Annotated in this window: 10 protein-coding genes and 1 pseudogene; 9 read left to right on the top strand and 2 right to left on the bottom strand. The window is 62.4% G+C overall.

The window, feature by feature from the left end; all coding sequences use genetic code 11:
* Position 1: 1 nt before the first annotated feature.
* From der to lon, 6 genes are all read left to right on the top strand, one after another.
* Positions 2-1,345 (top strand): ribosome biogenesis GTPase Der, encoded by a 1,344-nt coding sequence (der, locus tag ACP5MM_RS06070; protein WP_427930665.1) that lies wholly within the window; start codon positions 2-4, stop codon positions 1,343-1,345.
* 3 nt (positions 1,346-1,348) lie between these two features.
* Positions 1,349-1,765 carry a hypothetical protein gene (locus ACP5MM_RS06065; RefSeq protein ID WP_427930666.1) on the top strand — a complete coding sequence of 139 codons (417 nt, stop codon included), beginning with the start codon at positions 1,349-1,351 and terminating at the stop codon, positions 1,763-1,765.
* The gene (locus tag ACP5MM_RS06060) at positions 1,737-2,240 is read left to right on the top strand and encodes a SixA phosphatase family protein (protein WP_427930667.1); all 504 of its coding nucleotides are present in this window, start codon (positions 1,737-1,739) and stop codon (positions 2,238-2,240) included. The genes ACP5MM_RS06065 and ACP5MM_RS06060 overlap by 29 nt, the downstream gene beginning before the upstream one ends.
* Before the next feature lie 93 nt (positions 2,241-2,333).
* Positions 2,334-2,711 (top strand): DsrE family protein, encoded by a 378-nt coding sequence (locus ACP5MM_RS06055; protein ID WP_427930668.1) that lies wholly within the window; start codon positions 2,334-2,336, stop codon positions 2,709-2,711.
* A gap of 149 nt (positions 2,712-2,860) precedes the next feature.
* Positions 2,861-3,265 (top strand): Hsp20/alpha crystallin family protein, encoded by a 405-nt coding sequence (locus ACP5MM_RS06050; protein WP_427930669.1) that lies wholly within the window; start codon positions 2,861-2,863, stop codon positions 3,263-3,265.
* Complete coding sequence (gene lon / locus ACP5MM_RS06045) at positions 3,262-5,640, top strand: endopeptidase La (protein ID WP_427930670.1); 2,379 nt, start codon at positions 3,262-3,264, stop codon at positions 5,638-5,640. The genes ACP5MM_RS06050 and lon overlap by 4 nt, the downstream gene beginning before the upstream one ends.
* Positions 5,641-5,674: 34 nt before the next feature.
* Here lon and ACP5MM_RS06040 read toward each other — a convergent pair whose 3' ends face one another.
* Positions 5,675-8,065 (bottom strand): cation-translocating P-type ATPase, encoded by a 2,391-nt coding sequence (locus ACP5MM_RS06040; protein WP_427934271.1) that lies wholly within the window; start codon positions 8,063-8,065, stop codon positions 5,675-5,677.
* Positions 8,066-8,083: 18 nt separating this feature from the next.
* Entirely contained in the window at positions 8,084-8,692 is a 609-nt protein-coding gene (locus ACP5MM_RS06035) for a class II aldolase/adducin family protein (protein ID WP_427934270.1), read from the bottom strand.
* Positions 8,693-9,030: 338 nt separating this feature from the next.
* On the opposite strand from ACP5MM_RS06035, the gene ACP5MM_RS06030 reads away from it, so the two are divergent.
* From ACP5MM_RS06030 to ACP5MM_RS06020, 3 genes and pseudogenes are all read left to right on the top strand, one after another.
* The gene (locus ACP5MM_RS06030; RefSeq protein ID WP_427930673.1) at positions 9,031-9,906 is read left to right on the top strand and encodes a tyrosine-type recombinase/integrase; all 876 of its coding nucleotides are present in this window, start codon (positions 9,031-9,033) and stop codon (positions 9,904-9,906) included.
* Positions 9,907-9,915: 9 nt separating this feature from the next.
* Positions 9,916-11,052: an IS91 family transposase gene (locus ACP5MM_RS06025; RefSeq protein ID WP_427934269.1), complete on the top strand. Its 1,137-nt coding sequence runs from the start codon at positions 9,916-9,918 to the stop codon at positions 11,050-11,052.
* A 548-nt stretch (positions 11,053-11,600) separates the two neighbouring features.
* A pseudogene (locus ACP5MM_RS06020) lies at positions 11,601-11,966 on the top strand (transposase); the annotation flags it as partial.
* Between the last annotated feature and the right edge of the window lie 83 nt (positions 11,967-12,049).

Below are 12,049 nucleotides of genomic sequence, written 5' to 3'. Positions count from 1 at the left end.
CATGACGGCGATCATTGCCCTGGTGGGGCGGCCCAACGTCGGCAAATCGACCCTGTTCAATCGTCTGACGAAGAGCCGCAACGCCCTGGTGGCCGATATGCCGGGCCTTACCCGGGATCGCCACTATGGCGTTGGCAAGATGGGGGATCGTCCCTATCTGGTGGTGGATACGGGCGGCTTCGAGCCCGAGCAGCGGGAAGGTCTGATCGCCGCCATGGCCGATCAGACGCGCCAGGCCATTGCCGAGTCCGACGCGGTCTGTTTCGTGGTGGACGCCAAGGAGGGCATCTCCAGTCAGGACGAGGAGATCGCCCAGGTCTTGCGCCGCAGCGGCAAGCCCATTTATCTGGTGCTCAACAAGATGGATGTCAAGGGCGCCGTGGCCGAGATGGGGGAGTTCCACCGCCTGGGCCTGGGCCAGCCCTACACCATTTCCGCGGCCCATGGGCACGGCGTGGCGCCCTTGATGGATGCCATTCTCGAAGCGCTTCCGGCACCGGAAAGTGTGGCAAAGGCCCCCGAAAAAGGGCCGCGCATCGCCGTGCTGGGGCGGCCCAACGTGGGCAAGTCCACCCTCGTCAACGCGATGCTGGGCGAGGATCGGGTCATTGTCTTCGACGCCCCCGGCACGACCCGCGACAGCATCCGCATCCCCTACGAACGCCATGGCAAACCCTATGTGATGATCGATACGGCGGGGGTGCGGCGCCGCGCCCGCGTTGGCGAGGGGCTGGAAAAACTGAGCGTGCTCAAGACCCTGGAAGCCCTGCGCGATGCCGACGTGGTGCTCCTCGTCCTGGACGCCCATCAGGGGATCGCGGATCAGGACGCCCACCTGGTGGGGATTGCTGTGGAACTCGGCCGTCCGGTGGTGCTGGTGGTCAACAAATGGGACGGCCTGACGGCGGAGGCGCGCAAGGCCCTGCGCGAGCAGTTGCAGCGGCGCCTGGATTTCATTGCCTATGCGCCGGTTTATACCATTTCCGCCCTCCATGGGACAGGCGTCGGGGATCTCTACCGCAGCATCGACAAACTGTGGGCGTCGGCGCGGCAGCATTTTTCCACGGGCCAACTCAATCGCGTGCTGGAGGGTGTCATCAGCACCCATCAGCCGCCCCTGGCGGGCGGGCGGCGCATCAAGCTGCGCTATTGCCATCAGGGCGGGGAGAATCCCATCACCCTGGTTTTCCATGGCAACCAGGTGACGCGCCTGCCGGGTTCCTACAAGCGCTATCTGGAAGGGGCCTTCCGCAAGGCCTTGGGCATTGACCAGATTCCCGTACGACTGATCTTTCGGCAGGGCGAGAATCCCTATGATGATGCTGCCAAGGGCCACAGGCATTAAGCCATGAGCGCAAAGTCCTCCTGGTGGCGCTGGGCCGTTGCCGCCCTGATTCTCTATGTCGCCATCTGGATCGCCAACGGCCGGATAGCCATCGATGCCCAGACCATCTGGCTGCGTGCCGGCGAATATGCCCTGTGGACGGCGCTGGCCCTGGGCGCCATTGCGCGGCTCTGGCCGACCCTGACGCCCTACGGTTGGCGGCCGTTGGCCATCCTCAGCGGCGCGGCATTGTCCGGCCTGGAGATTTTTCTCCGTGCCGGTCCGCTGGATAATAAAATGCGCATCGATGCCTGGATGACGGCCCTCATCGGCATCGCCATCGTGGCCATCCTGGCCAGGGTCATGCCCGCCACCCTGCGGAGAAGCTGGTTTGGGCAGGAGGGGGGAACGAATGGACCTGATTCTCGTACGCCACGCTGAAGCCGAAGATGCCCCGCCTGGAGGCGCGGACGAGGATCGGGAACTGACCGCTCATGGCCGCAAGGTCGCAGCGGCCATGGCCCAGGGCCTCGCCCGCTGCGTAGAGGGCCGGATCCTTCTGTGGACAAGCCCCTTGCCCCGCGCCCGGCAAACGGCCGAGCGGGTGGCCCATGCCCTGGAGATGGTCATTGACCGGGAACATGATGCCATCCCCGCCGGTGATCTCGACGCCCTCCATGCCGACTGGCGCTCCCTGGCGCGGCGGCCGGACACCCTGATTCTCGTCGGCCACCAGCCGCACCTCGGCCTGTGGGCGGGGCGCCTGACGGGCGCGGTTCTACCCATCAAGAAGGCCAGCGTGGTGGCCATGCGCCTGATTGCGGAAGACGATCTCGCCGCAAAGCTGCTCTGGTATGCCCATCCCGACGCCTTGGCCGATCTGGGCCGGCGCAAGGGAACCCCGCCACGGCGCTAGGGGCTGGCCTGGAATTGCCCGGTTATTTTGTTTACGATCAGGGCAAGCGGTGCCGGTCATGGCGCCCGCTTCCCCATTGCCAGGAGGTGTTGCGTGTCCGACGCACAAGCTGCAGACCTCGTTGTCGTCCTCATTACCGGGCCGGAAAACCCCAAGCGTTTACCTTCGGCCTTTTTCCTCGCCGCCGCGGCAGCCGCCGCCGAGCAGGATGTCATCCTGTACTTCACCGGCCCCGCTACGGAGTTGCTGGGCAAGGGTAAGGCCGCATCCATCTTTCCCATGGCCGGGGGCAAGAGCGTGGCCGACTTCATGAAATTGGCCGAAGATAACGGCGTGCGCTTCATCGGTTGCCTGCAGTCCCTGGAGCTCAACGGCATGACGGCCGATGATCTGGACAAGCCGATTCCGCTCCTCACTCCCAGCGCGGCATTGCCCTCCCTGGGCGCCGCTGGGCGCGTCCTCACATGGTAAACGCCCCGTCGTGATGTGCATGGCCGCCGATGCCCGTCCCGTGACGGGCTCGTTTTTTTCGTGGAGGAACGGGGCGGTACCCCTTCTCCCGTCAATGGCAGCCGCACAAATGACCTATAATATCAAAAAACCCTCATAAGGAGTCAGGGATGCGCGATCTGGAAGACCTCATGTGGATGCAGGCCGTGGATATGCTGGAGCGTGCGGAACGCCTGCAGCGGCGTTTCTTTCAGCCGGGCCCGTCGGGGCGCCAGGCGGCTTGGCAGCCGCCCATGGATGTCTTTGAAAGCAGCGGGGGGCTGCAGATTGTCGTGGCCTTGCCCGGCGTCAGCCCGGAGGCGGTGCGGGTGGTCTTCAGCGGCAACGTCCTGATGGTCAGCGGCCAGCGGCGCCTGTCCCCGGAGGCGCAAAGCGGGCGTATCCATCGTCTGGAGATCCCCTACGGCGTTTTCGACCGGCGCCTGCAGATTCCCGATGACTTGACCTTGCAGGGCTGGGAGATGCGCGACGGCTGTCTCCATTTGTCCTTTCTCCAGCAGAGGGGTAGGAAATGAACAATCCACACACGGAGGTGAGCGAAAGCAGCAAGCGGCTATTGCCGGAAGATGTCCTGCCGGTGCTGCCCATGCGCAATCTTGTCCTCTTCCCGGGGGTGGTTCTGCCCATCGGTATTGGCCGCGCGCAGTCGGTGGCGGCGGCCCAGGAGGCCATCCGCCAGGAGCGTCCCATTGCCTTGCTTCTGCAAAAGGATCCCGAAAACGATGCTCCGGGTCCTGATGATCTTTACCCGGTGGGTACGGTGGCCAGTGTCCTGCGTTATGTGACCACGGCAGATGGCGGCCATCACCTCATTGCCCAGGGAGAGGGCCGCTTTCGGGTGCGCGAATTTTTGCCGGATTATCCCTTTCTGGCGGCCCGCATCGAGCGTCTGGAGGAAAGCACTGCCACCGGGTCGGAAATGGATGCCCGCGTCCTGCACCTGCGTCAGCAGGCCGCCGAAGCCCTTGCCCTCCTGCCGCAGGTCCCTCAGGAACTGGCCCAGGCCATCGCCCACGTGGAGCAGCCCGGGGCTCTGGCGGATCTGATTGCCAACTTTCTGGATCTCAAGGCCGATGAACGCCAGCAGATCCTGGAAAATCTCGACGTGCGCAGCCGTCTGGAGCAGGTCTCACAGTTTTTGAGCTATCGCATCGAGGTTCTGAAGCTCTCCCACAAGATCGGCGAGCAGACCAAGGAGGTCATGGATCGCCGCCAGCGTGAATATCTCCTGCGCGAGCAGCTCAAGGCCATCCAGCAGGAACTGGGGGAGGGGGAGGAGGGCAACGGCGAACTGGAGGCCCTGGGCCATGCCATCGACGAGGCGCACTTGCCCGCCGAGGCGGAGGCGGTGGCCCGCAAGGAATTGCGCCGCCTGCAACGGATGCCCGAAGGGGCCGGCGAGTATGGCATGGTGCGCAGTTATATCGATGCCATCCTGGCTCTCCCCTGGAGCAAGGAGACAGCGGAGCGCATCGACATCGGCGAAGCGCGGGGCATTCTCGACGAGGACCACTACGATCTCGACAAGATCAAGCGGCGCATTCTGGAGCATCTGGCGGTGCATCGCCTCAATCCCAACGGCAAGAGCCCCATCCTCTGCTTTGTGGGACCGCCGGGGGTGGGCAAGACCTCCCTGGGCCAGAGCATCGCCCGCGCCATGGGGCGCAAGTTTGTGCGCGTGAGCCTGGGCGGTGTGCATGACGAGGCGGAGATCCGCGGCCATCGGCGTACCTATATCGGCGCCCTGCCCGGCAATATCCTCCAGGCCCTGGGCAAGGTGGAGGTGCGCAATCCGGTGATGCTCCTGGACGAGATCGACAAGCTCGGCGCCGGCGGTTTCCACGGCGATCCCGCCGCCGCCCTGCTGGAGGTACTGGACCCCGAGCAGAATCGCACCTTTCGCGATACCTATCTGGCCATGCCCTTTGACCTCAGCCATGTCTTCTTCATCGCCACGGCCAATGTCCTGGATACCATCCCCGGTCCTCTGCGGGACCGCATGGAGATCATCGCGCTCTCGGGCTATACGGAGGAGGACAAGATGCATATCGCCAGTCGCTACCTCCTGCCCCGGCAGCGGGAGGCGGCGGGCCTGACGGCGGAGCAACTGGTCCTGGAAGAGGATACGCTGCTGGCCCTCATCCGCGGCTACACCCGCGAGGCGGGCTGCCGCAACCTGGAGCGCGAATTGGGGGCAGTCTGCCGCTGGGTGGCGGTGCGCATTGCCGAGGGCAGCAGCAGCGGGATGCAGATCCGCCCCGATGACCTGGCCGCCATCCTCGGCCCCCAGCGCTTTGAAAACGAAGTCGCCTCGCGGGTGGCGCTGCCCGGCGTGGCCACCGGGCTGGCCTGGACGCCGGTGGGCGGGGATATCCTCTTCATCGAGGCCAGCAAGAGCCCCGGTAACGGCCGCCTCATCCTGACCGGCCAGTTGGGCGATGTCATGAAGGAGAGCGCCCAGGCGGCCATGAGCCTGGTCAAGGCGCGGGCGGCGGACTGGCGGATTGCCCAGGAGAGCATCGACAAGAGCGATATTCATATCCACATTCCCGCCGGTGCCATCCCCAAGGATGGACCCAGCGCGGGTGTGACGCTTTTTGTGGCGTTGATATCCCTGCTTACGGGCCGCAAGGTGCGGCCGGATGTGGCCATGACCGGAGAGATCAGCCTGCGCGGCCTGGTCCTGCCCGTCGGGGGCATCAAGGAAAAGGTCCTGGCGGCCCTGCGTGCCGGTATTCACACGGTCCTTTTGCCGGCGCGCAATCGCCGGGATTACGAAGAGATCCCCGAGAATGCCCGGCAACAGCTTACCTTCATCTGGATAGAGCGGGTGGAAGAGGCGGTGGCGCAGGCGCTGGAAGCGGGGGAGAGCGGGGCGGATCATCTCTGAATGGGGCGATAGCCTCTCCCCTATCGGGATGGCTTCAGCTTTTTCCCATGGCTGTGCTGCGGAGGCCATCCTTGAGCCGGAGATGCATGGCCGTGCTGCCGAGGGCTGCGGCGATGACGATGGTCAGCCAGGAGTCGGCATCGAGGGCCGCCAATCCGAGAAAGCCCCGGATCGGGGCCCAGTAGATCGCAAGGATGTTGAGGCTTGCACCCAGGGCCAGGATGGCCCAGACCAGCGCATTTTGCCACCAGACGGCGCCGGGTGATCGCTCCGGCGCGGTCACCCGGTAGACGGCATAGAGGCCCATCAGCACGATGGCGGATAAGGCAGCCGTCTTGCCATAGTCTTCCGTGCGGTCTTGCCACAGGGAAAAGTTCGCATAAACCGCCAGGGAGACCAGGGCGATGGTCAGTCCGCTGATGGCGGCGAAGCCCAGGGTTTCCCGCAAAAAATCCGCGCTGCTCTGTTTTGGCACCGGAGCGCTCATGAGGGTCAACAAGAATGCCGGCGTGCCGATGGTGAGGACGTCGATCCAGGTGATGAAGCGGGGGCTGAGAGGAAAGGTCAGGCCGACGAAACCGGAAAACAGCACGAAGAAAAGGCAGTAGACGTTTTTTGTCAGGACGAGTTTGGCCACCCGTTTGACGTTGTAAATGACGCGATCCCCTTCGCGGGCGAGGGATGGCAGGTGCGCAAATGAATCCCTGAGCAGGACGATGTCGGCGACATCCCGCGCCGCCGCCGCCCCGGATTTCATGGCGATGCCGATATCCGCCTGTTTGAGGGCGAGAACATCGTTCATCCCGTCTCCGACCATTCCGACGCAGGCCCCGGTTTCCTGCAGGGATTGGATAATCTGTTGCTTCTGTCGTGGTGTCAGGCGGCCGAAGATCTGGCCTTTTCGCACCGCCGCCGAAAACGCCGCGGGCGGGAGGGCTTCCAGGTCTTTCCCGGTCAGGGGCGGGATGGTTGTCGGGATTCCGGCTTGGCGGGATAGGGCGGCTACCGTTTCGGGGTGATCGCCGGAGAGGACCTTCAGATCGATTCCGCGCGCAATGAAAAAGCCGACAGCGTCTTGCACATCGGGCCGAAGCTCGTCACGCAGGATGAGGAAGGCGAGGGTTTCCAAGTTCTCCGGTTGCGGGAGTGGGGCGGTGCTTCTGGCGAAGGCCAGGATGCGGAAGCCCGCTTGGCGCCATTCACTGAGTTTCTTGTCCAGCGTCGAAGGGAAGGGCCCCGGTGCCAGGCTTTCCGGAGCGCCGAGCCAAAGGGAGACTTCCGCATTTCCATCCCGCAGGCGTACGGCGCTCCACTTGCTCGCGGAAGAAAAGGGAATTTCCTCCAGCGCTTGCCCCGGAAGGCCCGGAAAGCGCTCTGCGAGTGCCCGCAGGGTTTCGTTTGCCGCGCCGCTGGCACCCACGAAGGCGCCCAGCAGGCGGGCCACTTCGGCGGGCGTCGCGGCTACGACTTCCATTCTTTCAAAGCGGAGACGGTTCGTTCCCAGGGTGCCGGTTTTATCCAGACAGAGGATGTTCACCTGACTCAACGATTCGATGGCGTTCAGCTTCTGAACGAGCACATGACGGGGAACAGCGCGCAGCGCGCCGACGGCGAAGGCTACGGTGGTCACCAGCACCAAGCCCTCAGGCACCAAGGCTTTGATCATCGTGGCGATGTCGAGAATGGTTGTAGCAATGGGTGGGTGCTGTATGGCGTTGGCCAGCAGGAGCAGGAAAACGAAGAGCATCATGATCCAAACCAAGGCGCGAATGATGCGCCCGACCACCTGCTCCAGCGGGGTGCGGAAGATCTTGTAGGCCTTGGCCTGGATGGCGAGCACATTGGCAGTGGTCGCCGGGCCTATCCTCTCGGCTCGATAGCGTCCAGTCCCTTGTGCCACATAGGTACCCGAAAATACCCGGTCCCCCTCCTCTTTGGCGACAGGGATGGATTCCCCGGTGAGCAGGGATTCGTCCAGAAAGAGTCCCGTCGCGGCGACGAGGGGGCCGTCGGCAACGACTGGATCACCGGGCCGGAGGATGAGCAGATCGTCCTTGACCGCCTCGTCCAGCCAGAGGGATTCTTCCTTCCCCGCGCGTATGACGGTGACCTTGCGCCGCGCGAGAATGGACAAGCGGTCAAGGGCGCGTTTGGCACGAAACTCGCTGATCATCCCCGCGAGGCTGTTGGCGACCGTCACGCCGGCAAGAAACGCCGCGTCCTTATCGGCGCCGACAACCAGCAAAGCGGCCACTGCGAGTGCGAGCACAACGGTGAACAAGGTCAGTATGTTGTTGCGGAGAATGGCGGCGCTGCTGCGCGTAGTGAAGGAACCGAAGCGATTGACCGCGCCCTGGGCGATTCTTTGGCGGATCTCGTCGCGGCTCAGACCCAGATTCCGGTATTTGTCGTCAATGTTGGACATGCGCTACTGCACCGGCGCTTACGCCAGCACCTGGGCCAGCCGTTGTAGCAGGATGGCGCCGGTACCCTCGGCAGTCGGCCCTGCGGCAATGAGGCCGTCTTCGTGACCGCCCATGTGGATCAGGCAAGGGAGCGGCAGATGGTCGGCCAAGGCGGTCAATGCTTCAGCCATGGCCGGCGTACCATAGGCGATGGCGGGATCGGTGCTGGCCAGGCCCAGGCTTGGGGCAGCATGCCAAAGCTCCGGGCTGTGGATATGGAAAACCCAGTGAATGGCCGGGTTGGCGGCATAGCAGGCGGCGTGGGTAAGGGCTTCGGAGGACGGGGCGATGGGCCCTGTGGCCTGGAGACGGTTGCGGGGGATGTCCCAGCCGCGCACGAGGCAGAAATGCGCCGCCTCCAGGCGGAGCAGTGCCCCGGTCTGGCTGCCGGTGATGAGAAAGCCCGTGGCCGTGCGGCGACTCAGATTGCCAAAGCCGATACCGCCGTAACGGGCAGGATCGGCGCCCACCAGGCCACGGCCATGGAGGATATCGCGCCAATCAACGAGTTGCTCAATGGCCTGCGGCGCCGGTGCCGATCCACGCTCCCAGTCCAGGATGAATTTGCGTACGCCTTCCTGTTCCATCAAATAGGTCATCCTATATGTCTATAAGTGGGTGGCGAACGATACGACACCGGATGAAAAGCGGTATCCCTACTTCGTGCGCGACAAAATCGGCCTTGCGTACGGTGAGGAAAACAGATAGTACCACTTCGGCAAGGGTGGCCGAAAGGGTAAAGACGCATCCGCGCTTTATGGCGATATCATCGCCTCCTGAGCGTCAGCATTGCAGCGGAGGACTAAACCGCTGGCGCGGTAGGGTGGCTTCGTTCTGATTTTGTGGGCCATTGTGACAAAGTGCCTTCCATTTCCTATGTTGAAAGATCAGGCAATTCTCCTGCTTTCAGGATAGGAGCAGCGTCATGACCCCTTCGAACCGAGGCATTACTCCCCTACGTCAACGTATGATCGATGATATGCGGATGCGCAAACTAGCCCCCAAGACACAAACAGCCTATATCCGAGCCGTGCGGAAATTCACAGGCTATCTGGGGCGATCACCGGACACGGCGGCAGCGGAAGACCTCCGCTCTTTCCAGTTATACCTCGCCAATCACGGCGTTTCGTCGATCACCCTCAACGCTACGATCACCGGGCTGAAGTTTTTCTTTGAAGTCACGCTTGATCGTGCTGACTGTATGTCAAAGATGCAATCCGTGCCGGTCCCGCGCAAGCTACCTGTGGTATTGAGTCGTGAAGAAGTGGCCCGGCTGATCGCCTCCGCCCCAAATTTGAAGTACCAAACCGTCTTTTCGGTCGCCTATGGTGCAGGACTGCGCTCTCATGAGGTGATCTCTTTAAAGATCGGAGACGTCGATAGCCAGCGCATGGTTCTGCGGGTCGAACAGGGCAAAGGACTACAGGATCGCTACGCCATGCTCTCGCCAATACTGCTGGAGCGTCTGCGCGCCTGGTGGTGGGCAGCCCACGCACAAGGGAAGATGCTCCGTGGTGGTTGGCTGTTCCCAGGACGCGACCCAATTCATCCGCTCAGTCCTCGACAAATCAACCGCGCCATACACTTTGCTGCGACTGCGGCAAAGATAAACAAACGGGTTTCGATGCATACGCTGCGCCATAGTTTCGCCACCCATCTGTTGGAAGAGAAAGTCGATATCCGGATCATTCAGGTCCTGCTCGGGCACCGGCGCCTGGAGACGACGGCGCTCTATGCCCATGTGGCCACGGAAATCCTGCGGGAAGTGGTCAGTCCAATCGAGGGTCTGCGCCCCACGTAGGCCATCTCCGTGGAACAGCCCGCCGTAGAGGTCGCGGATATTTTTCGTGCCCATGGGCCTTCCTGGCGACAGGCTCAGCGCACGCACTTGAGCCGCAGCCAGCTCAAGGTCATGTCCGCCATCGAGCAATGCCGCAGCGCAGCGCTGGGGGGGCATGTGCTGCGCTGTACGGAGTGTGCGCATACGGATATCTCTTATAACTCTTGCCGCAACCGGCATTGCCCGAAATGCCAAGCCAGCGCGGCTCGACGCTGGCTGGAGGCACGGCAAAGCGAGCTGTTGCCAGTGGATTATTATCATGTGGTGTTCACGCTGCCAGCACCCATCAGCGCGATCGCTTATTCCAACAAGGCGGTGATTTATCGCCTGCTGTTTAACGTCGCTGCCGAAACACTGGAAACCATTGTGGCCGATCCCCAGCATCTGGGTGCCCGCATCGGGGCCACCCTGGTCCTCCATACTTGGGGGTCGGCGCTGACGCACCACCCTCATGTTCATGGCATCGGCCCTGGCGGCGGTTTGTCTCTCGACGGCACCCGTTGGGTCGCCTGCAAGCCGGGGTTTTTCCTACCCGTGCGGGTGCTCTCGCGCCTATTTCGACGGCGATTTCTCGAAGCACTCCGGCAGGCGCACCACGCCGGCCAGCTTCAATTTTTCGGGGAGTATGCTGCGCTGGCCGATGCCGCCACCTTTGCCGACTGGCTCGCGCCGTTACGGAATTGCGAATGGGTGGTTTACGCCAAGCGCCCCTTTGCCGGGCCTGCAGCGGTTCTGGCCTATCTATCCCGTTATACGCATCGGGTGGCGATTTCCAACCGGCGCCTCGTGGCCTTCGACGCTCATGGGGTAACCTTCCGCTGGAAAGATTATCGGGCAAAAGGTCGTACTCGTCATAAAATCATGACCCTCAGTACGGACGAATTCATGCGTCGGTTTCTGATGCATGTTTTACCCAGCGGGTTCCATCGCATACGACACTATGGGCTGCTGGCCAACGCCGGGCGCAAGAAAAACCTGGTGCTGGTCCGTAAGCTTTTGCACGCGACACCCGATACATCGCCAGAAAACGAGGACACGTCCGTAGGAACAACCACCCAGCCCACCTTCGTCTGCCCGGATTGCGGGGCCGCGATGATCATCATCTAGACCCTGGTGCGTGCATCCTCCATCCGCGCGCCACCCCGGCATGGAGGTGCGCAATGATTGCCAGCGCACACCGATACCTACCCCACTTCCCATCGGCGATATATTGGCCAGAGCCAATAAGAGACCCTTGGGCCTCGTCCAGAAAACAGCACGATTTTCGCCTGTTGAATCGTAGTGTACCGGCAGAAATCTGGCATATCCGACCACAACCTGCCTGCCCCGGAGAAAAAATCCGCCAACAGCCGTGCCAAGCCGGCCTTTCGTGCCAGGATAGGACGCTTCAAATCCCCATAGCCCGTAGCCTCATCTGAACGTCACGTTTCCCCCCGCGGTTTCCTCCTTCGTGGCTTGTCCGACGCCTGCCCGAGGAGCCCTGCAGAACCAGTCGCCGTGTGGGCAGGCATCAGACAACCCTTAGCGGGAGCAGACATTCACAGATAGCGTAGGAAGGGCTATTATCGGCCAAAAGCGATTTACTTATTCACTTAAGAGGATGCTGAAAAAGTCGGTGGTATAATGGGCAGAACGAGGCTGGAGAGGTTCGAACGATGCGTGGAGCCAAGGTAGAGACCCAAGGGATGTTCAGTTATGTCTCCCCCGAACAACGGGTGCCCCAGGACCATCCACTGCGGGCTATCCGGGTCATCGTGGATCGCTCCTTGGCGGAGCTGGATGGCCACTTCAGCACGATCTACTCCGCCTTTGGTCGCCCCTCCATTCCCCCGGAGTTTCTGCTGCGTGCCCTGCTCCTGCAGGTGTTTTACAGCATCCGATCGGAACGACAGCTGATCGAACAGTTGAACTACAACCTGCTCTTCCGTTGGTTCGTGGGCCTCGGCATGGACGATGAGGTCTGGGTACCGACGGTCTTCACCAAGAATCGGGATCGGCTTCTGGATCATGGGACGGTGCAGGCGTTCTGAATCCCCCCGAGTTTTGTGGAGGGCTTTATTCGTTCCTCATGCTGCTTTTGAGGTCGGCAGTTTCAACTGAGCAT

The sequence above is a fragment of the Acidithiobacillus sp. genome, from assembly GCF_049965315.1.
Lineage (GTDB): Bacteria > Pseudomonadota > Gammaproteobacteria > Acidithiobacillales > Acidithiobacillaceae > Acidithiobacillus_B.
This window is presented reverse-complemented; position numbering and strand designations above follow the sequence as displayed.